The following is a 25,575-nucleotide window of genomic DNA, read 5'->3' on the forward strand; positions in this document are numbered from 1 at the left end:
TAGACAATAATATTATAAGGAATTGCTAGATAAGACGTTAAAGTAACGTGCATCCGGATGGGCAAATACCATTGCTGAAACAGATGCCTCAGGCTCCATCATACATTCTTCGGACAAGGTAATTCCAATATCTTCTGGTGATAATAAGCTGAACAATTTTTTCTGATCTTCCAATTCCGGGCAAGCTGGATATCCAAATGAAAATCTTTGTCCTTGATATTTTGCTGTAAAGCGATCCTTCATTGTAAAAGTTGCCGGGTCAGGAAATCCCCATCTATCTCTAATCTGTCGATGAATTAATTCTGCTAACCCCTCAGCTGTTTCTAGCGCAAGGGATTGAAGGGCATGGGATTCAAGAAATCTTCCATTTCGTTTAAGCTGTTCTGCTGCTTCCCGTATACCAGTACCAGCTGTCACAGCAAAAAATGCAACATAGTCCATCACTCCACTATCGACTGGTTTTAGATAGTCCGCTAGGCATAAAAATGGTTCTCTTTCTTGTCTTGGAAAATCAAAGGTTTCGATTTTTTTCGTATTGTCTTTTGGATCATAGATATAGATCTTGTTGCCATCTGATTGAGCAGGGAAAAAGCGATAAACCGCTTTTGGCAGAATCCAATTATTTTGTTCAGCTTCTATTAACAATTGTTCAATCATATTATTTAATTGGACGGCTTTATCATCTTTATTTTCTAGTAAAACATCAATTTTTCCTTTAACTCCTAAATGGTGACCTAGGAGCATTTGTTTATTAATATATGGTTTAATATGACCGGTCGTATAATTCGTTAATAAATGTCTTTTTGTATCCTGCGGCACAAAGACGGGAGCATCTAGGTTAACAGTTTTTCTTTTAATCCCTGTGATAACAGGTTTTGTGTATTCTTTTACTGGACTAGCTGAAAGTAATTGTTTTTTCTTTTCGTGTTCCTGTTTAAGCAAATCGAATTCGTCTTTATTAGTCAGCTGATTTGCAAGAGATAGGCCATTCATTGCATCTTTTGCATATAATACTAATCCATCATATTCACGCGAAATTTTTGTGTCGGTAAATTTTCTTGATAATGCTGCTCCCCCTACTAAGATAGGAACTTCTATGCCAGCTTGTTTCATATCTGCAGCTGTCAGTACCATCTGTTGTGCCGATTTTACAAGTAAACCAGACAAGCCAACAATATTTGGTTGTTCCTTTTTAATAGCAGCAACTAAATCTGCTGGGGGAACTTTGATGCCGAGATCGATGACTTCATAGCCGTTATTAGAGAGAATGATATCAACGAGATTTTTGCCGATATCATGAACATCTCCTTTAACAGTTGCTAAAATAACTTTGCCTTTAGTAGATGCGGAAACATTTTTGTCCATATATCCTTCTAAAAAAGAAACGGCCGTTTTCATCACTTCTGCACTTTGCAGCACTTCTGCGACAATTAGCTGATTATCATTAAATAAGCGGCCAACTTCCTTCATTCCATCCATAAGAGGACCATTTATAATATCTAGTGGGGCACTATATGTAGTAAGTGCAATAGCTAAATCAGCTATTAATCCTTCTTTTGTTCCTTCCACAACATAGTAAGCTAACCGTTCATCTAACGTTAAATTTTCAAGTGAATTGATCTTTTCTTTTTTCTTATCTCGATAGAAGTCTGTGAAAATAGCCAGCGTTTCATCTGTTGTTTCAAATAAAAGTTTTTCAGCCAATTCAATTTCTTCTTTACTTATGGACGCAAATCTTTCCAATTTTTCTGTATTAACGATTGCGTAGTCAAGGCCAGCTTGTGTGCAGTGATAAAGAAAGACACTATTTAATATTTCTCGACCGACAGGAGGGAGACCAAAGGAAACATTGCTTATTCCAAGAATAGTTTGGACGTCTGGGCATGCTTGCTTTATTTGTTTAATTCCTTCTACCGTCGCTAATGCTGAGCCGATGTACTGTTCATCTCCCGTTCCTACAGGAAAGACAAGGGGATCAAATATTATATCTTGACCATTAATGTTATATTTTTTTGTTAACAGATCATAGGATCGCTTGGCTATTTGTAGTTTTTTCTCTACAGTAACTCCCATGCCATCTTCATCAATAGTTCCGACAACAACAGCTGCTCCATACTTATGGATGAGAGGAGCGATAGCTTGAAATCTTTCTTCGCCATCCTCCAGGTTAATACTATTGATGATTGCTTTTCCTTGTGAGTAGGAGAGTGCCTTTTCAATTACTTGTTCATCAGTAGAATCAATTACAAGGGGAACCTTGACTTTTTTTACAACTTCTTCCATGAAAAGCTCCATGTCTTGTAATTCATCTCTATCAGGATCTGCTAAGCAAATATCGATAACATGGGCTCCGCCTTTGACTTGAGCTCTAGCAATTTCTGCTGCTTCTTCATATTTCCCTTCTTTTATCAGCCTTTTAAATTTCCTTGAACCAATAACATTCGTTCGTTCCCCAACCATAATTGGTCTTAATGTAGGATCATCATAAATAAAGGGCTCAATTCCAGAAACCATGTGAAAATTAGTTTCTGCAACATTTCGCGGGGAGATGTCTTTCATTTTTTCGGCGATTGCTCGAATATGCTCAGGTGTAGTACCACAGCAGCCCCCAACAATATTAAGCCAGCCCTCTTCTGCGAATCCACCAAGTTTATTGGCAAGAGAGGAGGCTGTTTCGTGGTAGTTTCCTTCTTCATCAGGCAAGCCAGCATTTGGATAACAGCTAACAGCAAACTTAGACAGACTTGAAAGTGAGCGAATATGATCCTGCATAAACTCAGGACCTGTTGCACAATTTAGGCCAATGGCAATAGGACGCATATGTTCTATAGAAATGTAAAATGCTTCGATCGACTGTCCGGCAAGAGTAGTCCCCATTGGTTCAATCGTTCCAGAAATCATTAGTGGTAGTTCTTTTCCTGTTTTTGCAAATGCTTGTTTAATGCCTAAAAATCCAGCTTTAACATTCAGCATATCCTGACTTGTTTCCAGAAGGAGGAGATCAACACCTCCGTCGATTAATCCTAATGCTTGCTCTTCGTATGAAGAAATGAGTTCTTCAAATGTAGTGCCGCCAGTAACACTTAATGTTTTCGTTGTTGGGCCCATTGCACCTGCAATAAATCTTGGCCAATCAGCTGTAGAATATTTGTTTGCTGCTTCTCTAGCAAGTTTCGCTGCTTTAACATTTAATTGGTAAGCAATATGCCCTAGATGATATTCATCCAGGACAATTTTAGTTGCACCAAATGTATTGGTTTCAATAATATCTGCTCCGGCATGGAGGTAAGATTCATGAATTTTCGTAATAATATCTGGTCTTGTTAGATTAAGATTTTCATTGCATCCTTCTAATTCTTCTCCACCAAAATCGGCTGCCGTTAAGTTCTCTCGCTGGAGCATTGTTCCCATTGCACCATCCATAATGATAATTTTTCGTTTAAGTTGTTCAGCTAATGAAGTTTGTTGCATCAGTTGTCCTCCTAAGTGCCGCAGTTCGTAATTTCGTATAGCGAGCTAATTCCACAGAAAGCTCATAACGTAAAAAGGGTGTTATTAAGTAAATACCGTTAAAATAATTAGCTGCAGTGTCGATTAAAGATTTGGTGATTTTGAGACCTTCCTGTGCTGCTTGTTCTGGATTGTCTTTAAATTGTGCCATGGTGCGCCGTATGGAGTCATCTATTTTTATGCCAGGAACCTCGTTGTGTAAAAACTCCGCATTGTTACTGCTTGTTAAGGGCATTAAACCGATATAGATAGGAATATCAATGTGTTTTGTTGCTTCATAAAGTTCAATTATTTTTTGTTCGGAATAAATCGGCTGGGTTATAATGTAATCAGCACCGCATGCTACTTTTTTCTCTAACCGCTTTACTGCTTTTTCCACTTGACGAACATTTGGATTAAATGCAGCTGAAACCGAAAATGTCGTTTTTTGTCCGAGATTTTTGCCAGAGAAGGAGAGACCTTCATTTAATTGCTTAATCATCGAAATTAAGTCAAAGGAAGTCATATCATAAACAGAAGAAGCACCTGGAAAATCCCCAACACGAGCTGGATCTCCTGTAATGGCTAGGACATCATGAATTCCTAATGTATGTAATCCCATTAAATGAGACTGTAAACCAATTATATTGCGATCCCGGCAAGCAATATGAACAAGGGGACGAAGCCCAATGTTTTGCTTTACTAATGTACCAATTGCTGTATTGGAAATACGGGCAGATGCTAAACTGTTATCCGCAAGTGTTAAAGCATCAATTCCTTCTTCTTTTAGTTTTTTAGCACCTTCAAAGAATCGAGTCGTATCTAGTTTTCTTGGAGGATCTAATTCTACAATAACAGAAGCTCTTGTTTTTACAATCTCCTCCAAAGGGGTGTAATCCCTAGGGGGAGAGGAATGATGAAATATAGCATCCACAGCAGTCTTATTAGTTGCAACTGTTTTTTCTGTGATAGGGGAGGCTTCCTTTAACACCTTTGCGAAATTTCTGATATGTTCAGGTGTTGTTCCACAGCAGCCGCCTAAAAGACGAACGCCTTGCTTTCTAAATTCTTCGGCTGATTTTTGGAAATATTCTGCATTATCTTTATATTCGAATTTTCCGTCAATATAACTCGGCAAACTAGCATTGGGATAGGCAGATAAGTAGGCATTTTTAGGTAATGGTATTTGTTCAAGTGAAGCAATCATATGGTGTGGTCCTAATCTGCAATTCAACCCAATAACATCAGCACCTAAATTTTCTAATCTATCGAAAGCAGAAGCAAGGGATATTTGGTTTTGTAAAATCCCTATTTCGTGTATGGAAAGCTGGGCAATGACTGGAATATCTGTTTCTTTTTTAGTAATTTGCAGTACTGTTTCGAGTTCTTCCAAATCATAAAATGTTTCTAAAAGAATCCCGTCGACATCTTCTAATAACAAACAGTATAGCTGTTCACGAAAACTACGCTTCAGTTCTTCTAAACTAATTGCTTGGGGCTTCACGCCTCTATTTCCACCAATCGTTCCTAATATATTTACATTTTTATTTTCCACAGCTTTTTTGGCAATTTTCACGGCTGCGCTATTTATTTCCTTTACGTTATCTTCTAAACCATATCTTTGTAATTTTAAATAGTTGGCAGCATATGTATTAGTTTGAATTATATCTGCGCCGGCATGGATATATGCTTGATGTACCTGTTCAATCTGTTCATGGTGAGAAAGATTTAAAGATTCAAAGCAAGTATCTTTTCCATAAGAATAGAGGAGGGTGCCCATAGCACCATCACCAATTAAAATTTCATTTTTTAGTCTATCAAGAAAATTCATTGTAATCCTCCAGTTAAATATAATGTAACTCTGCGGTCTTTTTTAGAGCTGTATCAAAATCATTGATTAAATCTAATGGATTCTCTAATCCAACAGATAAGCGTAGAAGGGAATCTGTAATTCCACGTTCAGATCTAGCTAAAGGATCCATTGCAGCATGAGACATTTTTGCTGGATAAGAAAGAATCGATTCAACCGCACCAAGACTAACGGCGAATACAGGAAGTTTGACATTCTCTACAAAAGTACGCATTGCCTCTTCTGAATATAACTCAAAGGAGAAAACTGCTCCTGGATTTAGCGCTTGTTTTCTTTGGATCGCATATTGTGGATGATCTTCAAAACCTGGATAATGCACTTTTTTTATTAATGGGTGGTTTTGCAAATGCTCAGCGATCATTCTTGCACCTTCACTTGAATGCTTCATCCGAACATGTAATGTCTTTATTCCTCTAAGGAGCAGCCAGCAATCCTGTACGCCGAGAACTGCGCCAAACGAATTTTGTAAATAACCAATTTGCTTTGCCAGCTCTGCATCTTTAACTACTGCTACTCCAGCAATTCCATCGCTATGGCCAGATAAGAACTTAGTAGCGCTATGAAGCACAACATCTGCACCTAGTGTTAATGGTTTTTGTAAGGCTGGTGTTAAAAAGGTATTATCCACGAAAGTAAGTGCATTGTATTTTTTGGCAAGTAAGCTAATTGCTTCAATATCGGTTACTTTTAATAAAGGATTGGAAGGAGTTTCTACATAAAAGACTTTTGTGTTTGGCAATACAGCTGCTGCAACTTCTTCTAGATTGGTCATATCTACAAAGGTATGATCGATTCCAAATCGATTTAATACGGTCGTCACCATACGATATGTTCCACCATAAACATCTTCCGAAATAACGACATGATCTCCTTGCGATAATAATAGAAATGCTGTTGAAATAGCAGCCATTCCTGAAGAGAAGGCAAAGCCGTGTGTTCCTTCTTCTAATTCTGCCACAACTTCTTCTAATGCTTCTCTTGTTGGATTTAAGCTTCGGCTATAGTCGTATTTTCCGAATTCATCAATATCTTTTTGGTGAAAGGTGGAAGCGTGCTGAATTGGCACGCTGACAGCTCCTGTTTCTGGATCGAATTTATGTTTATTATGAAGTAATTTTGTTTCAAATGTATATGATGTACTCATATTGTTACCTCCTGTGCAATTCCCTTTGCAATAGAAAAGGCTTTATCTAGATCTTTGATTAAATCATTTGCGTTTTCAATACCAACTGAAAAACGTAATAGTCGATTATCGACACCAGTTTCTAATCTGACTTCAAGTGGAATATCTGCATGAGTTTGAGTGGCAGGATATGTAATAAAACTTTCCACCCCTCCAAGACTTTCGGCAAATGAGATTAACGTTAAGTTTTGCAAAAATGGATTAACCCAAGATTCGCTTTGGATTCTAAACGAGATCATTCCGCCACGACCAGGATAGAGGACATCTACAACAGCGTCATGTTCTTGCAGAAAAGTAGAGAGTATTTTCGCGTTCTCTTCATGTTTTTCCATTCTTAACGCCAGTGTCTTCATTCCTCTCATCAATAGCCACGAATCAAAGGGACTTAAAACAGCTCCAGCTGAATTATGGTGTAAGGCAAGCTCATTACAAAGCTCTTCTCCCTTTGCAACAATAAGACCAGCGAGAACGTCATTATGTCCACCTAAATATTTTGTTGCACTGTGGATAACGATATCAGCACCTAAACGAATCGGCTGTTGGATAATAGGAGTATAAAAAGTATTGTCAACAATAAGCAGAATATTGTGTTCTTTTGCGATGGAAGCAATCACAGAAATATCCGTCTGTTCCATTAAAGGATTCGTAGGAGTTTCAAGGAAGATTGCTTTTGTTTTTGGGGAAATCGCCGCACGCACAGCATCAGTATCTGAGGTATTAACGTACGTACATCGAAGACCCCATTTTTTATACCCTTGTTCTAATAGACGGTATGTACCGCCATATAAATCTTTAGAAATAATCCATTCATCTCCGCTTTGGAAAAGGGAAAGAATTGTTTGAATTGCTGCCATTCCGGAACTACATGCAAAGCCGCGGTCTCCTTCTTCTAATTCAGCAATTGCATTTTCTAAAATTTGACGAGTAGGATTTCCTGTTCGTGTATAATCATAGCCAGTTGATTCTCCAATTCCTGTATGACGATAAGCTGTTGAAAAATAAACAGGCGGATTAACTGACCCAGTAGTTGTTTCACTTCTATTACCAATTTGCGCTAACTTCGTTTCTAAACTATACATTCTATAACTCTCCTATTCTCATATTGTGGATTTTTTATGTAATTAAAACAAACCAAGAAAAGATAAAGAAAAATGACATGAAAAAAGCCTTCTTCGTTATAAGAAGAAGACTTTGGATACTAATGGTCATTCTTCTTATCTTTCAAGCATTTGCTTGATGGAATTAGCACCTTTTCAGTATATAGGATACTGAAGGTTGCTGAGGTTTCGTCGGGCCATTCCCTCTACCTCTCTTGATAAGAATTACGTATGTAATTGACTATTAATTTACTATATATTTCGCTTATTGGCAAGAATTATTTTGTTATTTCTGAAAAGAAACTATATTCTTTCTATTGTAATATATCATCATATTTCTTCAATAAGCTGGTATACATCTACATCTAACTCGTGTTCTGGATTTGTTTTTGTATAGATAGTTGCTTTCTTTGTTTTTTCATTTACATTCTGGATAATAATCTTTTCTCCTTGATAACTAACATCCACAATATCTGCAGCATTCATAATTTCAATCGCACGCCCAATATTCATCGATCTACCTCCTAAACTTACAAACCATTGTTCATGGAAATGGCTATCTACATGAACGCTTCCTTTCGTATGAATGAACCATATCTGTTGTCAGGACTTACAATAATTAGAAAGGTTTCTAATTTTATAATGGCTAATTCCATCAATTATATTCTTTATTTTTTCTTCTCATCAAATTTTAATGTTTCTTTCATGCTTTTTTACAAAAAGAGGTATACCATAAGTTTTATTCACATTAGCACATTAGAAAAGTTTTTTAATTTATTAAATTAACTAGAAATGTGCTTTCAATATAGTTATTAATGGGTAATAGAGGAATGACCTCGATACTTTTAAGCGAAAGTTTAATTCAAAGGAGAGATGAAACATGCAATTTCTTCGCATTGCAATGATTGTATTTAGTTCTTTAACAGCAGCATCATTATTCGGATTTCAATTTGTAGAAATGGCACATGCTATTATGGATTCAATGTTTTCGAAGCAAAATTAAAGATTACGGGGTATTTTTTGTATATCAAGCTTCTAACATGATAAAATAATCATATATTTAGGCAAGTTAAAGCAGTTTTGTTGAAATTTCCTTTCATAATAAATCAAATTTCAACATGCCGCTTGTAACATTGCCTATGTTAAATAGAGAGCGTGGTATAATGAAAAAAATTTTGATTATAGAAGACGAAAAAAATTTATCGAGATTTATCGAGTTGGAATTAACATATGAAGGGTATAAAACAGAAGTCTGCTCAGATGGTAGGAGCGGTCTTCATAAAGCATTAGAGGAAGAGTGGGATATTATCTTATTAGATTTAATGCTGCCTGAATTAAATGGCATTGAGGTATGCAGAAGACTCCGTCAAACAAAAAACACCCCAATATTAATGATAACTGCACGGGATAGCGTTTTAGATCGAGTTTCTGGATTAGATAGTGGCGCAGACGATTATTTGGTTAAGCCATTTGCGATTGAAGAACTGCTTGCTAGATTACGTGCATTATTTCGCCGAGTAGAGCCACAAACAAATACTTCCAATCAAATTATGACAAAGTTGACTTATAAAGATATTACTCTGGAGGTGGAATCACATATCGCCAAAAAAGGAGATGAGATTCTGTCCTTAACCAAACGAGAGTATGATTTGCTTTATATGTTCATGACCAATATTAATATTGTCTTATCAAGAGATATATTATTAGAAAAAATCTGGGGTTATGAATCAGAAGTAGAAACAAACGTAATCGATGTATATGTTAGGTATTTAAGGAATAAGCTTGATCCATCTGGACAAGAAGTATATATCGAAACGGTCAGAGGAATAGGATATGTGATGAGATGAAATGGATAAAAAAAATATCTCTTTTACCTTGGAAATGGAAATTAACACTTGGGTTATCCTTTAGTATTTTTTTAACTTATTCTATTTTTTCCTTTTTTGAATTTCATACTGTTTCTTCTTGGTTATTAAATCAGGAAGAAACAGATGTAAAACAAGCGATGAACCAAGTTGTTAAACAATTGAGTTTGCAAGAAAAGAATCCTACAGACGAAGAAATCGCCGCAAATGTCACTTTATTAGAAAAACTTAATAATAATAACCAACTAATTCGTATTTTAGATGAAAATGGACAAGCCATCCTTGCAGATATGAATGGAGATTTCCCGATTATTGAGCCCAATCAAATATATAATGATGAACAGTTTCATTATATTTCAATTGGAGATCAGAATTCACTAGTTTATAGTAAGGAAATTAAGACAAAAGCATTTAATGGCAGAGTAGAAATTATTCGTTCTCTGGAATCCTTAGATAAAGTACGAGAACACTTATGGTTTGCAATGACAATGTTTGCAATTGCTGCACTCATTATCAGCGCCCTTATTGGTTATTTTATTTCCTATTTATTATTACGACCAGTTAATTCGATGACAAAAACAATGAAAAAAATAAAAAACAGTGGATTCAAGGAAAGGATGCCAGTCTATCCTCAAAAGGACGAAATTGCTGATTTATCTCTTATTTTCAATGAGATGATGGATGTGATTGAACAATCCTTTCAGCAGCAAAAACAATTTATTGAAGACGCTTCCCATGAATTGAGGACCCCGGTTTCTGTCTTAGAGGGTCATCTTTCCATGCTAAATAGATGGGGGAAGAATAATGAAGATATATTAGAAGAGTCACTGCAAACATCAACTGAAGAAGTTGCTCGTCTAAAAAAACTAATTATCAGTTTATTAGACTTATCCAAATTAGAGCAAAATAGAATGGATGCAGAATTAACTCCTGAGAGGGTAAAGTGGATTTTTGAGCATACTATTCGTGATTTTGTGATGCTCCATGACGATTTTACATTCGAGATAAAACTTGACTCTCTCCATCTTTATGAGGTATCTGAGCAACATTTGCAGCAAATAACGACTATATTACTTGATAATGCGGTCAAATATTCTGTACATGAAAAAAATATTTTTCTGCATACGTATGAAAAAGACAACCATTTTATCCTTGAAATTATCGATCATGGAATTGGAATACCTAAAGAAGATCTTGAAAAAGTATTTGACCGGTTTTATCGAGTGGATAAAGCTAGGAGTAGAGAACAGGGTGGAACAGGACTTGGATTAGCCATTGCAAAGCAAATTGTTAGTTTATATAATGGGACAATTGAAATTAAAAGTAAGGTTGGTCAAGGAACAAAAGTAATTGTTCGCTTTAAAATATAGTTATCATCAAAGAAAAAGAGGAAGAAGGGCAGGGAGCAGAATATTAGCATCCTGTAATTTCTTTCGAATTATTCCTATTATGAGCAACTAATAAAGCCAGACAAACAGAGGAAACCATGTTTGTCTGGCTTTTTTTTCGGGTTAACTATGTTTCACTCTTTTTTGCTTTGTCATGTAAAACTTTATGCTGCATATGATTACTACTAAGATTGTTTTTTTTTTCTGAAGATAGGGCCGATAAAAAATATTTTTAATTTTTTTACCATAAAAATGTGTAAAACTTTTGAAGCTGTTATTAAACCATGATAGAATAGAAATGTAAACGTTTTAAAAAATGTTTTTTCACTAGAAAGTGTAAAGCGCAATAACAAAGGGAAGATAAAAAATGATAATAAAAGTGGTGGAGGGAAATTTTCATGGAGAAGCCATCTGATGGTACAGTCTCATACCAACCAAGATTTTATGGGCCGAACTTAGGGCTCGTAATGGAGCTTTATGAGAAATACGTTCAAGATCCAAATTCAGTTGATGAAGAAATGAAAAGGCATTTTGATCAATGGGGTCCCCCAATTGATAATCAAACAAAAACTAGCACGAATCATTTATCTCTACAGTCCGAAGTTCAAGTTGAAAAAATTATTGCAGCAGTAACATTAGTGAATAAGATAAGAGCATATGGACATTTAGCGGCTGATATTTATCCTTTAAAGGATCATAAGAGAGAGTATGAGTTATTTGATTTAGCTCGTTTTGATTTAACGAAAGAAGATTTAGAAAAAATTCCAGCTCGTTTAATTTGTCCAGATGCTCCTAATCATATAATAAATGGCTATGAAGCGGTTCAATATTTAAAAGAGATTTATACAAAGACCATTGCATTTGAATACTATCATGTTAATGATATTAAAGAAAAAAACTGGCTACAGTCTAAAGTAGAGTCAGGAAGCTTAAAACCCGCCTGTCATAAAGAGTTAAAAAGAAAGCTTTTAAAAAGGGTAATAGAAGTTGAAGAATTCGAAAATTTTTTACATAGAACATATGTCGGTCAAAAGAGATTTTCGATTGAAGGTCTCGATACAATGGTACCAATGATAGATAAGATTATATCTGAATCAGTATTAAATGGTGCTCAAAATATTAATATAGGAATGGCGCATAGAGGTCGATTAAATGTGTTAGCCCATGTATTAGAGAAGCCTTATGAAATGATATTTGCAGAATTTCAGCATGCTCCTAATAAACAGTTAGTACCATCAGAAGGATCAATCGGTATTAGCTTTGGCTGGACTGGGGATGTAAAATACCATTTAGGCTTGGATCGACAAATTAAATCAAATAATGTTTCAAATGTCCGGCTCACTCTTGCAAACAATCCAAGTCATCTGGAGTTTGTAGGTGCAGTAGTAGAAGGATTTACAAGAGCTTCACAGGATGATAGAACAAAACCTGGCTTTCCAGCGGAAGATTCTAATAAATCACTAGCTATTTTAATCCACGGAGATGCAGCTTTTCCTGGGCAAGGAATTGTTTCTGAGACTTTAAATTTAACAGGGTTAAAGGGTTATCGAACAGGTGGAACAATTCATATTATCGCTAATAACACAATTGGATTTACAACAGAATCTAGTGATTCGAGATCTACTAGATATGCTAGTGATCTTGCAAAGGGATTTGAGATTCCTATTATTCACGTGAATGCAGATGACCCAGAAGCTTGTATAAAAGCTGCAAAACTAGCTATCGAATATAGAGAGAAGTTTAAGAAGGACTTTTTAATCGATTTAATTGGTTATAGAAGATATGGTCACAATGAAATGGATGAACCAATGACGACAAATCCATTAATGTACAAGTTAATTCACGAACATCCAACCATTACAAAGCTGTACGGTGAAAAGCTAGTTGCCGAAAATGTGATAAATGAAGAAGATATTCAAGCGTTGAAAGAAGAGGTTACAAGAAAACTTAAAGAAGCACATGATAGAGTACCAAAGAAAAATGAAGATCCGGATATTACCAACCCACCTAATTCGGTGGAGCGTCAATTGCCGAAAGTTAAAACATCTGTTCCAATTGAGCAATTAAAACAAATAAATAGTGAGTTACTTTCCTATCCTTCTCAATTTCAAGTTTTTGATAAATTAGGAAAAGTTTTAAAGCGGAGAAATGATGCTCTAGAAGGGGAAGGGAAAATTGATTGGTCTTTAGCGGAAACATTGGCTTTTGCAACGATTTTAGAAGACGGTACACCAATCAGACTTTCAGGGCAGGATTCTGAACGTGGTACATTTGCTCATCGTAATATTATTTTACATGACTATGTAACAGGGAAGCAGTATTCACCTTTGCATACCTTATCTAAAGCGAAAGCGTCATTTGCTGTTCATAACAGTCCGTTATCGGAAGGTTCTGTACTAGGATTTGAGTACGGTTACAATGTTCATGCTCCTGAAACACTTGTATTATGGGAAGCGCAATTTGGTGATTTTGCTAATGCAGCACAAGTAATGTTTGATCAATTCATTGCAGCTGGCAGAGCTAAATGGGGACAGAAATCTGGTTTAGTAATGCTTTTACCACATGGATATGAAGGTCAGGGACCAGAACATTCCAGTGCAAGATTGGAGCGATTCTTAATCTTAGCAGCTGAAAATAACTGGACGGTTGCAAATTTATCATCATCTGCACAATACTTTCATATTTTAAGAAGACAGGCAGCAATTCTAAATAAAGAAGAAGTACGACCTTTAGTTATTATGACACCAAAGAGCTTGCTGCGTAATGCTGATGTTGCTTCTAACGGACTAGAATTTAGTGAAGGTGCGTTTCATTCTGTTTTAGAAGTAGATAACACAGGACAAAATGACAATGCTGTTACGCGATTAGTTCTTTCTACCGGTAAAATTTCCATTGACTTATATCAAGCACATAAAAAGCTTGAAAATGCAGAAGCAATCCACCTTGCAAGAGTTGAAGAAATTTACCCTTTCCCAGAAGAGAGGCTAACTGAAATTATTCAACGCTACCCAAATTTAAAAGAGGTAGTATGGGTTCAAGAGGAGCCAAAGAATATGGGAGCATGGAGCTTTATGGAGCCAAGAATTAGAAAACTAATTTCCGATTCTATTTCCTTACAATATGTCGGTAGAAGAAGAAGATCTAGTCCTGCTGAAGGGGATCCAATTGTTCATCGAAAAGATCAAGCAAGAATCGTAAATGAAGCATTGACTATGGAATGAATTGAGGGGGAAAATTAAAATGGCAGAGATTAAGGTACCAGAATTAGCTGAATCAATTACCGAAGGAACTGTAGCCCAATGGTTAAAGAAAACAGGGGAATATGTGGAAAAGGGCGACTATATTGTTGAATTGGAAACAGATAAAGTAAATGTGGAAATTATTTCTGAGGAAAGTGGAATCATTAAAGAATTAAAAGCAAATGAAGGAGATACGGTTCAAGTCGGAGAAACAATTGCTATAGTCAGCGCAGAAGGAGCTCCTGAAGAACCACAGGCAGTTGAAGAAAAAAAAGCTGAAAAGATTGAAACAGAAGCTCAAACTACAGAGGAGCCAAAGGAACAAAAAGAAGAACAAGTTAATAAACAACATCCTATTGCTTCACCAGCTGCTCGCAAGCTGGCAAGAGAGAGAGGAATCGATTTAACAGCAGTCCAAACGAATGATCCATTAGGAAGAGTAAGAGCGCAAGATGTTGCAGCACATGATCAAAAGGCGGCTGCATCAGTTTCAGCACAATCAGTACAAACACCGAAAGTTGAAAAGGCAGCACCTGCTGTAGAATCAGATAATCGAGTGGAAAGAGTGAGAATGACAAGAAGAAGACAAACAATCGCTAATCGATTATTAGAGGTTAAACAAAATACGGCAATGCTAACTACTTTTAATGAAGTTGATATGACTAATATTATGGCCTTAAGAAATCGTAGAAAAGATGCATTTCAAAAAGAGAATGATGTGAAGCTTGGCTTTATGTCTTTCTTTACTAAAGCTGTCGTAGCAGCTCTAAAGAAAGCGCCATTATTAAATGCAGAAATCCAAGGTGACCAAATTGTCTTAAAAAAATACTATGATATCGGTATTGCTGTATCAACAGATGAAGGGCTTGTTGTACCAGTCTTAAGAGACGCTGACCGGAAAAACTTCGCTGAAATAGAAAGTGAAATTTTAGACTTTGCAAGTAAAGCAAGAAGTAATAAACTATCATTAAGCGATTTACAGGGTGGGACATTTACTATTACAAACGGCGGTGTTTTTGGATCTTTGTTATCTACTCCAATTCTTAACGGACCACAGGTCGGTATACTTGGAATGCATAAAATCCAGCTGCGTCCTGTGGCAATCGATGCTGAGAGAATGGAAAATAGACCAATGATGTATTTGGCTCTGTCTTATGATCACCGCATCATTGATGGAAAAGAAGCAGTTACATTCCTAGCAAGAATAAAAGATCTACTAGAAGATCCTGAGTCGCTATTGTTTGAGGCTTAATTACTTCGCTAAATATAGATACAGGGAGTTTCTATTATCGGGAACTCCCTGTATCTTTTTATAATAGAATAGTATTTGAAATCGTACAAAAAGTGTTGATTTGAACCAATTTCAAAGGAATTTTTCTGGATGCAAAGCACAGTACAAATCCTTTATCTACGGGTCTTTGCTAAAAGAATAATATATCATTACATGGTAGGAATCTATCAATATCTGACAGATGATGCTCGGGTACATAAAAAATTATTTGATGGAAACATCAATTATCGATATTCAATATTGATGATCAAAAACAAGTGTATTGAGAATTATACGTGTACCACGTATAGATTTACTGATTTTAGAATAATTTGAAGACTATTACCCAAGTGGTAATAATAATTTATGTAAACGAAAGATCGTTACTGTTCATCAAGAAGAAAAAACTCGGAAGTATTTACCTGTATTTTCCATAAATCGATAAGGCTCAAAAAGGAAATCACAGGAGGAAGAAGGAAAGTATACCAAGATAGAAATTAAATAAAATGTTACATTAATATAATAATTATTTTGGTTTAAGAGGTAGTTTTCCTGTGGTATAGAATACTAACTACATCATAGAAGGAAGGTCATAATATGTATATTCAAGAACATAAAAACATTTATGTCATCAAATATAATCATACATTCTATTATGCAATGGATTTCAAACGCATGGATTGGATTAATGGCATATGCTACATGACTTTTTTACAAGTAGACACAGGAAAATGGTTTACATTTGAAAGAAATAGGATTAAGTGGATGGAAAAGGAACAACAGAATTTAGTTTCATAACAGAACCTGTTGCACTATGTATCGGTTTCCCTTTATACTAGGATAGTACTAGATGAAAGGAGCAATAAAATGATACATGAAAACTGGGAAAAGAAACCATCTGTTAAAAAAGTAAAATGTATACATACAGATGCAAACAAATACATTGTTAATAGAGTGTTAACAGTAGGAAAAGAGTATGAAGTAAAGAATGAGACAGAGGAATTTTACTTTGTTGTAGATAACTCTGGTAAAGTTGGCGGTTTTTACAAAGATTATTTTCAAACAATATAAGAAAGATAAGATGTCTTTTATGATAGAAAAGCTATGAGGTTTATAGGAATGAAATGATAGAAAGAATTCCTTTGAAAATCATACCTATTCTTTTCATTAGACATCTTTTTTGTATCATAATCCTGAATTGATTTTATTAAATAAAGGAATGAATAATTATGAGTTATATATTTGTTGGTATTGGCGGGGTGATAGGGAGCATTTTGCGATTTATTGTAGGTCAAATTCCTTTTGACTATGATTTTCCCCTGCAAACATTGGGAATTAATATTGCTGGTTCCTTTATATTAGGCTGGTTTACCAGCGCCATTATAAAAAAACAAAAGTTAAAATCAGAATATACTGCAGCCATTGGAACAGGCATGATTGGTTCTTTTACTACTTTATCAACACTCAGTCTGGATACTGTTCAATTGCTAATTGCAGGTAGTCCTGTGCCCGCTATTAGTTATGTTGTTGGTAGTGCCGTATTTGGAATTAGTTTTGCGTATTTAGGAATGAAAATTGGAGAAAGAAAATGGAGTAAATCAAATGGTTAGTAATCTTTTGTTAATTGGAGTTGGCGGTTTTATTGGCGCTATTTCTCGTTATTTTTTTATAAATGAACTAAAAAAAATAATGGCATCGTCTATCCCTATTCCGACCATGATTGTCAATATAATCGGATCGTTTCTACTAGGATTAATTGTAGGAATGGGTGTGAATGTCAATGCCTATTTTATTTTAGCAATTGGTTTTTTAGGAGCATTTACAACATTCTCTACTTTTGCTGTTGAGGCAGTAACATTATGTCGAGAAAAGAAAAAAGGAGGTTTTTTCTTTTATATTTTGGGGACCTTTTTAGGCGGGATTTTATTTTGCTTTGCAGGATGGAAATTTGGTCTCTATTTCTAAACAAAATGTCTATTTAAAAAAGGACAAATTTTACATGTAGCCAAGTGCTCTTTACGTAAAATTTGTCCTTTATTCTTATTTATCTGCCGCTATCTTTTTATTATTAGGTTGGGGCGGATATAGCTTTCTGCCGATTAAAGATTGGAAGATAAGGAAAGTTCCACCGACTGTCCAATATAGTGGTAGAGCTGCTGGAGCATTTAAAGACACTATTACAATCATAATAGGAGAAATCAATCCTATTTTACTCATTTGCTTTTGTTGTTCTTGTGTCATGGTACTTTGCGATACTCTAAATTGTAAATAATAAACAATACCTGCTAACGCGGTTAGAATTAAATCTGACTGTCCTAAATTAAACCATAAAAAGGAGTGGCTAGCTATTTCTTGAGAACCACGTATTGCATAATAGAATCCCATTAAAATCGGCATTTGAATCAGCATTGGTAAACATCCAATATTAAGTGGGTTAATATTATTTTTTTTGTAAAGATCCATCATTTCCATTTGCAGTTTTTGCTGTTCTTTTTGATCTTTAGTGGCCTTAATCTTTTTCTGAATTGCTTCCATTTCAGGTTTAATTGTATCCATTTTTGATTTCATTAATTGTTGTTTTTTATATTGCTTCAGCATTAAAGGCATTAAGACAAGTCGAATTACTAAAGTGATCAGAATAATCGCAAGGCCGTAGCTTCCAGCAAATACATCTGCTGTTCCGTGAATAATTGCCGTAAAAGGCTCAACAAATATTTTATGGAAAAACCCATCATTATTTCCACTTGCTGATGAGGAACAAGCACTCAGTAGAATAGTTGATAAACCTAATAGCATGATTAGTAATGTATTTTTTGATAATATTTTCATTGTAATTCCTCCAAATTGTTAATTAAATACTAGCTAACAAAGGAGGTAATTGGTTTCTCAGGATCATCATGGGAACTCTCTATTCTTTTACGGATATTTTTAACAATCCAGTGCAAAATAGGAGTATTATATTTTTGAACATTCATATTTATTGTTGTGATAGAAACATCTAATGACAACTTTTCATCCGTTGCAAAGAATTCTTGCTGAACCGTTGTCTTAATGTTCCAATCCCATAAATATTTCAGTACTAGACCTACTAAAAATGTATAGTAAACCGTTTGATAACTGGGAAAAAACGTTAAGTCTAATAATAAATCAATCATTTATACACCTCATTATTAGTGAACAAATAAAATTATATCTAAACTAGTGTGGAAAAGCAATTAACAACTAGGGATAAAGGTCAATATTACAGATAATAAGGATATTTTATGACATTTTTAAATGTTGAATGATAAAACATAGTTCCCTTCTAGAGAAACAATTTGAATAAAATCAGGAAGAATTAAGTATTTACAATAGGAAAAAATAAAATGAATGGTATAATAAAGGATAGTTTAAATATAAATCAAGGTGTTTTCTTATAGGATGTTTTTAATAAGTTCTGTAGAAATTAAGGGGGGATTTAATGAAAGCTCTAATTAATATTGATTACACTTTTGACTTCGTGGAGGGCAATTTACCATGTGGTGAACCAGGCATTGCCATTGAGAATGAAATAGTCAACATTACGAAGAATTTTATCGATAATGATGATTTAACCGTGTTTGCAATTGATTTGCATACATTAAATGATCCATATCATCCAGAGTCAAAGCTTTTTCCACCTCATAATATTGCTGGCACAAGAGGAAGAGATTTATATGGAACACTTCAAAAAACTTATGAAGATCACAAAGATTTAACCAATGTGTATTGGATGGATAAAACTAGATACAGTGCTTTTGCAGGCACTGATTTACATATAAAATTGCAAGAGAGATCCATTAAAGATATTTATCTAGTTGGCGTTTGTACAGATATATGTGTGCTGCATACTGCTGTAGATGCTTATAATCTTGGTTATAATATTCATATATATGAAAATGCCGTTGCTTCATTTAATGAAATCGGCCATCAGTGGGCATTGGAACATTTTAAAAATGTACTAGGGGCTACTATCCTTTAGTCGTTTAGGGGTTGCAGGAGGACTATAATGAGTTTTAATTTTAAAGATGACAGTTTAATGTTACATACGGACTTATATCAAATTAATATGGCTGAAACATACTGGGAGGATGGCATTGCTGAAAAGAATGCTGTTTTTGAAGTATATTTTAGAAAATTGCCTTTTAATAATGGCTACGCTGTTTTCGCTGGTTTAGAACGAGTGATTCAATACCTAGAGAATCTGCAATTTTCTGAAGGGGATATTGAATACTTAAGACAAGAAGGGTTTAAGGAAGATTTCCTAGCTTATTTGAAAGATCTCCGTTTTACTGGAAGTCTAAGGTCAGCAGCAGAAGGAGAAGTGGTTTTTGCAAATGAACCTTTAATGAGAATTGAAGCACCACTTGCCCAAGCACAAATTGTTGAAACAGCTATCTTAAATATTGTGAATTACCAAACATTAATTGCAACAAAAGCTTCTAGAATTAAAAATGTAATTGGTGATGGAATCGTAATGGAGTTTGGAAGCAGACGTGCACATGAACTTGATGCAGCATTATGGGGGACAAGAGCTGCTTTTATCGGTGGCTTTAATTCCACCTCAAATGTCAGAGCAGGTAAATTATTCGGTATTCCGATTTCTGGAACGCATGCCCATTCCATGATTCAAGCCTATCATGATGAGTATATAGCTTTTCATAAATACGCACGAAGACATAAGGATTGCGTATTTTTAGTAGACACATATGATACTTTGCGTTCTGGAGTTCCTAATGCTATTCGCGTTGCAAAGGAATTAGGCGATAGCATAAATTTCCGAGGGATTCGACTGGATAGCGGTGATTTAGCTTATTTATCAAAAGAAGCAAGAAAAATGCTAGATGAAGCCGGCTTCTATGATACTAAAATTGTTGCAAGCAATGATCTAGATGAATACACGATTATTAACTTAAAAGCACAAGGCGCAAAAATAGATATTTGGGGAATTGGAACCAAATTAATTACAGCATATGATCAGCCAGCACTTGGCGGCGTATATAAGCTCGTTTCTATTGAAGATAAAGAAGGCAATATGCAAGATACGATTAAAATTAGCGGAAATCCAGAAAAAGTGACTACTCCTGGATTAAAAAGGGTATATCGAATTATAAATGATATAAATGGCAAATCTGAAGGGGATTATATCTGTTTAGAATCCGAACATCCTGAAAACGAAGAACGCTTAAAAATGTTTCATCCAACCCACACGTATATCAGCAAATTCGTGACTAATTTTAATGCAGTAGATATCCATCAAGATATTTTTAAGGATGGTAAGTTAATATATGCAACCCCAGATATCGTCAGCATTCAAAAGTATTCAGAGCAAAGTTTAGAAATACTTTGGGATGAATATAAGCGTTCCTTAAATCCTGAGGAATATCCTGTAGATTTAAGCCCTTTATGCTGGGAAAATAAAATGAGTCATATAGAAAAGGTAAAAGTAACAATTCAAAAACGCAAATGAGGAGGAAAAAGCATGCGTCAGCTACAAGAAAAAATTATGAAGGATTTAAACGTACAACCTGAAATTAATCCAAAACAAGAAATTGAAAAAAGAGTCCAATTTTTAAAGGATTACGCTAAGAAAGCGAAAGCAAAAGGATTTGTTTTAGGGATTAGTGGTGGACAAGATTCATCATTAGCAGGAAGACTGGCACAATTAGCAGTAGAAGAATTACGAGCGGAAGGCTATAACGCAACTTTTGTAGCGGTAAGATTGCCATATGGAGTTCAAGCAGATGAAGTAGATGCAAAACGTGCAATGGAATTTATAAAAGCGGATAAGGAATATGTATTTAATATTAAAACTCCTGTAGATGACGTGAAGACTGTTTATGATAACATGAGTGAAACTCCATTAGCTGATTACCATAAAGGGAATGTAAAAGCTAGAATGCGGATGATTGCGCAATATGCAATTGGCGGACAAGAAAATTTACTAGTGATAGGTACTGATCATGCTGCAGAAGCTGTTACAGGATTCTTTACAAAGTATGGAGATGGCGGTGCAGATGTTCTACCGTTAACAGGATTATCAAAAAGACAAGGAAAGCAATTATTAAAAGAGCTGAATGCAGAAGAGGCTCTATATCTGAAGGTGCCAACTGCCGATTTATTAGATAATAAACCAGGACAAGCTGATGAAACCGAACTTGGTATCACTTATGATGAATTAGATGATTATTTAGAAGGAAAAGAAGTTACACAAGCTGTTGCAGAAAAGATTGAAGCTCGTTATTTATTGACAGAGCATAAGAGACAAGTACCTGCATCAATGTTTGATGAATGGTGGAAAGAATAGTAGAAAAGAAGAAGAGACCGATAATCGTTTATTCGGTCTCTTTTTATTGGCAATATTCTCTCTTAAATTAATGACACAGCACAAACATGTACCAGGAATGAACATACTCTATAATGTAAGTACAAAATATGTAAATGTTGTTTAACAAAATTTTGTACGAAAAAAATATAGGAGGGAGATAAAATGCTTAAAATTCTAGGTTTAGACGTAGAAGTTACACTATTAAATATCCCTATATCCTTTGAATCAGAATTATCTGTAGGCTGCAAGAAGAAGTCATGTTGTCCACACAAACCACCTAAACCACCATATCCGCCATATGCTAATCGTGATGCTTAAATAGGATAATAGCTAGTAAGAGGCATAGATATCACATAGTAAATTTATGCCTCTTATCTTTGTTTTTAAAACTTTTACATTGTTCTATTTAAAATAGCAGCCGCAAAATCAACTGATTCTTGTGTAGGTGGTTCGATGCCTTTTAAAGGATATTCTAATCCAAGATTCTCCCATTTATATACACCTAATTTATGATAAGGGAGTATATCAATTTTTTCTACATTTTCAAGTGTAGCAATGAAATCACTTAATCTCGTTAAATCTTCTTCTGTATCATTAATTGTGGGTACTAATACATGTCTAACCCATATAGGGACTTTCTTATTAGATAAATAGGCAGCAAAATCTAAAATATGATCATTTCCCATGCCAGTCAATTTAATATGCTTTTTACGGTCAATATGTTTTAAATCAAGCAAAACTAAATCAGTATATTGCATCAACTCATCTAATTGTGTTTGGAAAGAAGGGGCTTTTGAATAACAACCACCAGAAGAGTCAATTGTGGTATGAATACCAAGTTTCTTACACTCTTTAAATAGTTCTATTAAAAATGGTATTTGTAATAATGGTTCCCCGCCACTTACAGTAATACCTCCACCGGATGGTTCGATAAAAGGAAGGTATGTTTTTAAATCATTGATAATGTCCATAACAGACATTTGCTTTCCAGTACCAATTTCCCAAGTGTCAGCATTATGACAAAATTGGCAGCGGAGTAAGCAGCCTTGTGTAAATACTACATAGCGAATACCTGGGCCATCTACTGTTCCAAATGTTTCTATTGAATGTATATTGCCGTTCATGATTATTTCCTCCTTATAATAAACCCGCAATCCAGTATAGTAGCACTGTAAGAAGAAGGGGAGAGGGAACAAGAAAATCCCTCAGCCCAGTCTTTAAGAATTACATTGACTCATGGAAGGTACGACTAATAACGTCTTGTTGTTGTTCACGAGTTAATTTGATAAAGTTAACTGCATATCCAGATACACGAATGGTTAATTGTGGATATAATTCTGGATGTTCCATTGCATCTAACAATGTTTCTCTATTAAATACGTTAACATTTAAGTGGTGCCCAGCTTTTGTTGCATACCCATCTAAAATAGATACTAAGTTATTTGCCCGAATATCATCTTCCTTGCCTAAAGCTTTTGGAACAATAGAGAATGTATTGGAAATACCATCTAATGAATAATCGTAAGGTAACTTAGCAACAGAAGATAGGGATGCTAAAGTTCCTTTTGTGTCACGACCATGCATAGGGTTGGCTCCTGGAGCAAAAGGTTCTCCTGCACGACGTCCGTCTGGAGTATTACCTGTTTTCTTACCATATACAACATTAGAAGTGATGGTTAAGATAGACATAGTATGCATAGAATTACGATATGTTTGATGCTTACGTAATTTTTTCATAAAGCTTTCAACTATCTCAACTGCAATACTATCAACCGCATCGTCGTTGTTACCATATTTCGGGAAATCTCCTTCCGTTTCAAAATCTACAGCAAGACCGTTTTCGTCTCTAATAACTTTAACTTTTCCATGTTTAATTGCACTTAATGAGTCAGTAACTACGCTTAATCCGGCAATACCTGTAGCCATTGTACGAAGAATCTCTGTATCATGAAGAGCCATTTCAATTCTTTCGTAGCTATATTTGTCATGCATATAATGGATAACGTTTAATGTGTTGATATAAAGGCCCGCTAACCATTCCATCATATTATCAAATTTTTCGGTAACTTCTTTATAGTCTAGGTATTCAGAAGTGATTGGTTCAAATTTAGGTCCAACCTGAATTTTTAACTTCTCATCTTTACCACCATTAATCGCGTATAATAAACATTTTGCAAGGTTAGCACGAGCTCCAAAGAACTGCATCTGCTTACCAATTTCCATTGCTGAAACACAACATGCAATTCCGTAATCATCGCCCCATTGAGGTTTCATAATATCATCATTTTCATATTGGATCGCACTTGTTTGAATCGACATTTGCGCACAGAATTTCTTAAAGTTATCTGGTAACTGTGTAGACCATAGCACAGTTAAATTAGGCTCTGGTGCAGGTCCTAAGTTATCTAAAGTATGAAGGAAACGGAATGAGTTCTTTGTTACTAAAGGTCTTCCGTCATTAGCCATACCACCAATTGATTCTGTTACCCAAGTAGGGTCACCGCTGAATAATTCATTATAGTCAGGTGTACGAGCAAATTTTACAAGGCGTAGCTTCATGATAAAGTGATCCACAATTTCTTGTACTTCTTTTTCTGTTAATGTACCATTTTCTAAGTCTCTTTCTACATAAATATCTAAGAAGGTAGATACACGGCCTAAGCTCATTGCAGCTCCATTTTGTTCTTTTATTGCTGCAAGGTAGGCAAGATAAACCCATTGGAATGCTTCTTGGGCATTTGCTGCTGGTCTTGATAAATCAAATCCATAGCTTGCACCTAATTCTTTTAATTCATGTAGAGCACGAATTTGTTCAGAAAGCTCTTCTCTTAAACGAATTGTTTCTTCTGTCATAACAGAACTAGTTGCTTTTTTATCTTTTTGTTTTTCATTAATTAAGAAATCAACACCATAAAGTGCAACGCGACGATAGTCACCAATAATTCTTCCGCGACCATAAGCATCAGGAAGACCTGTAATGATGGCAGCTTTTCTAGCTAATCTCATTTCGTCTGTATATGCATCAAAAACTCCTGCGTTATGGGTTTTACGATGTTCAGTAAAGAATTTTACTAATTCTTCATCCGCTTTATAGCCGTATGATTCACAAGCTTGAACAGCCATTCTAATACCACCGTTAGGTTGGAAAGAACGTTTGAAAGGCTCATCTGTTTGTACTCCGACAATTTTTTCTTTTGATTTATCTAAGTACCCAGGACCGTGAGAAGTAATGGTAGACACGATGTCAGTATCTAAATCGTAAACGCCGCCTCGTTCTCTTTCTAATTTACTTAATTCCATTACTTGTTCCCATAATTGTGTTGTTTCTAATGTAGGACCTGCTAAGAAAGCAGAATCTCCATAATATGGTTTAAAGTTTTTCAGGATGAAATCACGAACATTTACTTCTTTCTGCCATGATCCATTTTTAAAGCCTTCCCAATAAGTAGTTGTTTCAACTTTTTCCATTATAATCACCTCATGATTTAATAAAAATATATAACAGAAAGCTTTTTTCTTTCTGTTTTAACTATAACAGATAATATGTGAGAACAATCACAATAAATGTGTACATCTCGCGAATATTCTGTGTCTTATATGTGAACTTCAATAATATCAATGGTTCCTAGAAGTTACTTTAAAGAGATAGAAGAAAAAGGCTAAGAAAAAACTTTACATCTGTTATATATATTTATGTTGTTTTTATTATACTGTTATACAATAGGGGGAGTTTTCATCATGGAGCATAGAGAAAGGAAGTGGAGAAGTTTTCCATGCAATAGAATATTGATATTCATTTTGACCATACTATTGGATAGTAAAAAAGCT

The 25,575-nt window shown here is 35.1% G+C and carries 22 protein-coding genes and 1 riboswitch; of the genes, 13 read left to right on the plus strand and 9 right to left on the minus strand.

Annotation, left to right across the window (positions count from 1 at the left end; translation table 11 throughout):
* Positions 1 to 12: 12 nt before the first annotated feature.
* The 5 genes from metH to NSQ92_RS10200 all read right to left on the minus strand — a co-directional run bounded on the left by metH (position 13) and on the right by NSQ92_RS10200 (position 8,152).
* Positions 13 to 3,471, minus strand: a complete 3,459-nt coding sequence (gene metH, locus NSQ92_RS10180) for a methionine synthase (protein WP_061798890.1) — start codon at positions 3,469 to 3,471, stop codon at positions 13 to 15.
* Positions 3,449 to 5,320 carry a bifunctional homocysteine S-methyltransferase/methylenetetrahydrofolate reductase gene (locus NSQ92_RS10185; protein ID WP_047943531.1) on the minus strand — a complete coding sequence of 624 codons (1,872 nt, stop codon included), beginning with the start codon at positions 5,318 to 5,320 and terminating at the stop codon, positions 3,449 to 3,451. Before NSQ92_RS10185 ends, metH begins: the two co-directional genes overlap by 23 nt.
* A 13-nt stretch (positions 5,321 to 5,333) precedes the next feature.
* Entirely contained in the window at positions 5,334 to 6,503 is a 1,170-nt protein-coding gene (gene metC, locus NSQ92_RS10190; protein ID WP_341152749.1) for a cystathionine beta-lyase, read from the minus strand.
* Complete coding sequence (locus tag NSQ92_RS10195; protein WP_061798886.1) at positions 6,500 to 7,621, minus strand: methionine biosynthesis PLP-dependent protein; 1,122 nt, start codon at positions 7,619 to 7,621, stop codon at positions 6,500 to 6,502. Before NSQ92_RS10195 ends, metC begins: the two co-directional genes overlap by 4 nt.
* A 132-nt stretch (positions 7,622 to 7,753) precedes the next feature.
* A riboswitch (SAM riboswitch) is annotated at positions 7,754 to 7,864 on the minus strand.
* 105 nt (positions 7,865 to 7,969) lie between these two features.
* Positions 7,970 to 8,152, minus strand: a complete 183-nt coding sequence (locus tag NSQ92_RS10200) for an H-type small acid-soluble spore protein (protein ID WP_061798884.1) — start codon at positions 8,150 to 8,152, stop codon at positions 7,970 to 7,972.
* 367 nt (positions 8,153 to 8,519) lie between these two features.
* On the opposite strand from NSQ92_RS10200, the gene NSQ92_RS10205 reads away from it, so the two are divergent.
* From NSQ92_RS10205 to NSQ92_RS10245, 9 genes are all read left to right on the plus strand, one after another.
* Positions 8,520 to 8,642, plus strand: coding sequence for a hypothetical protein (locus tag NSQ92_RS10205; RefSeq protein WP_268874830.1), 123 nt, complete (start codon positions 8,520 to 8,522; stop codon positions 8,640 to 8,642).
* A 160-nt stretch (positions 8,643 to 8,802) separates the two neighbouring features.
* Positions 8,803 to 9,486, plus strand: a complete 684-nt coding sequence (locus NSQ92_RS10210) for a response regulator transcription factor (RefSeq protein WP_061798882.1) — start codon at positions 8,803 to 8,805, stop codon at positions 9,484 to 9,486.
* Positions 9,483 to 10,874 carry a HAMP domain-containing sensor histidine kinase gene (locus NSQ92_RS10215; protein WP_095257327.1) on the plus strand — a complete coding sequence of 464 codons (1,392 nt, stop codon included), beginning with the start codon at positions 9,483 to 9,485 and terminating at the stop codon, positions 10,872 to 10,874. Before NSQ92_RS10210 ends, NSQ92_RS10215 begins: the two co-directional genes overlap by 4 nt.
* Before the next feature lie 416 nt (positions 10,875 to 11,290).
* Positions 11,291 to 14,113 carry a 2-oxoglutarate dehydrogenase E1 component gene (locus NSQ92_RS10220; protein WP_251687248.1) on the plus strand — a complete coding sequence of 941 codons (2,823 nt, stop codon included), beginning with the start codon at positions 11,291 to 11,293 and terminating at the stop codon, positions 14,111 to 14,113.
* A gap of 19 nt (positions 14,114 to 14,132) precedes the next feature.
* Positions 14,133 to 15,383, plus strand: a complete 1,251-nt coding sequence (gene odhB, locus NSQ92_RS10225; protein WP_061798876.1) for a 2-oxoglutarate dehydrogenase complex dihydrolipoyllysine-residue succinyltransferase — start codon at positions 14,133 to 14,135, stop codon at positions 15,381 to 15,383.
* A gap of 615 nt (positions 15,384 to 15,998) precedes the next feature.
* On the plus strand, positions 15,999 to 16,199 hold the full coding sequence (locus NSQ92_RS10230) for a hypothetical protein (RefSeq protein ID WP_047943397.1): 201 nt from the start codon (positions 15,999 to 16,001) through the stop codon (positions 16,197 to 16,199).
* A gap of 69 nt (positions 16,200 to 16,268) precedes the next feature.
* The gene (locus NSQ92_RS10235) at positions 16,269 to 16,472 is read left to right on the plus strand and encodes a DUF6501 family protein (RefSeq protein WP_047943398.1); all 204 of its coding nucleotides are present in this window, start codon (positions 16,269 to 16,271) and stop codon (positions 16,470 to 16,472) included.
* A 158-nt stretch (positions 16,473 to 16,630) separates the two neighbouring features.
* On the plus strand, positions 16,631 to 17,011 hold the full coding sequence (locus tag NSQ92_RS10240) for a fluoride efflux transporter FluC (protein ID WP_061798874.1): 381 nt from the start codon (positions 16,631 to 16,633) through the stop codon (positions 17,009 to 17,011).
* On the plus strand, positions 17,004 to 17,366 hold the full coding sequence (locus tag NSQ92_RS10245; RefSeq protein ID WP_095257323.1) for a fluoride efflux transporter FluC: 363 nt from the start codon (positions 17,004 to 17,006) through the stop codon (positions 17,364 to 17,366). The genes NSQ92_RS10240 and NSQ92_RS10245 overlap by 8 nt, the downstream gene beginning before the upstream one ends.
* Positions 17,367 to 17,441: 75 nt before the next feature.
* Here the strand turns inward: NSQ92_RS10245 and yidC are convergent, their stop codons facing one another.
* Positions 17,442 to 18,230: a membrane protein insertase YidC gene (gene yidC, locus NSQ92_RS10250; RefSeq protein WP_061798870.1), complete on the minus strand. Its 789-nt coding sequence runs from the start codon at positions 18,228 to 18,230 to the stop codon at positions 17,442 to 17,444.
* Positions 18,231 to 18,259: 29 nt separating this feature from the next.
* Entirely contained in the window at positions 18,260 to 18,556 is a 297-nt protein-coding gene (locus tag NSQ92_RS10255; RefSeq protein ID WP_061798868.1) for a hypothetical protein, read from the minus strand.
* Positions 18,557 to 18,861: 305 nt separating this feature from the next.
* On the opposite strand from NSQ92_RS10255, the gene NSQ92_RS10260 reads away from it, so the two are divergent.
* From NSQ92_RS10260 to NSQ92_RS10275, 4 genes are all read left to right on the plus strand, one after another.
* Positions 18,862 to 19,401: a cysteine hydrolase family protein gene (locus tag NSQ92_RS10260; RefSeq protein WP_047943402.1), complete on the plus strand. Its 540-nt coding sequence runs from the start codon at positions 18,862 to 18,864 to the stop codon at positions 19,399 to 19,401.
* 27 nt (positions 19,402 to 19,428) lie between these two features.
* Positions 19,429 to 20,889 (plus strand): nicotinate phosphoribosyltransferase, encoded by a 1,461-nt coding sequence (locus tag NSQ92_RS10265; protein WP_144547203.1) that lies wholly within the window; start codon positions 19,429 to 19,431, stop codon positions 20,887 to 20,889.
* A gap of 12 nt (positions 20,890 to 20,901) precedes the next feature.
* Positions 20,902 to 21,726: an ammonia-dependent NAD(+) synthetase gene (nadE, locus tag NSQ92_RS10270; protein ID WP_047943404.1), complete on the plus strand. Its 825-nt coding sequence runs from the start codon at positions 20,902 to 20,904 to the stop codon at positions 21,724 to 21,726.
* A 183-nt stretch (positions 21,727 to 21,909) separates the two neighbouring features.
* The gene (locus NSQ92_RS10275; RefSeq protein ID WP_341132524.1) at positions 21,910 to 22,065 is read left to right on the plus strand and encodes a hypothetical protein; all 156 of its coding nucleotides are present in this window, start codon (positions 21,910 to 21,912) and stop codon (positions 22,063 to 22,065) included.
* A gap of 74 nt (positions 22,066 to 22,139) precedes the next feature.
* Here NSQ92_RS10275 and pflA read toward each other — a convergent pair whose 3' ends face one another.
* Both pflA and pflB read right to left on the minus strand, forming a co-directional pair.
* Entirely contained in the window at positions 22,140 to 22,871 is a 732-nt protein-coding gene (gene pflA / locus NSQ92_RS10280) for a pyruvate formate-lyase-activating protein (RefSeq protein ID WP_047943406.1), read from the minus strand.
* Positions 22,872 to 22,971: 100 nt separating this feature from the next.
* On the minus strand, positions 22,972 to 25,215 hold the full coding sequence (gene pflB, locus NSQ92_RS10285) for a formate C-acetyltransferase (protein ID WP_047943407.1): 2,244 nt from the start codon (positions 25,213 to 25,215) through the stop codon (positions 22,972 to 22,974).
* Positions 25,216 to 25,575: the final 360 nt, after the last annotated feature.

Source organism: Niallia sp. FSL M8-0099, from assembly GCF_038006945.1.
GTDB lineage: Bacteria > Bacillota > Bacilli > Bacillales > Cytobacillaceae > Niallia > Niallia circulans.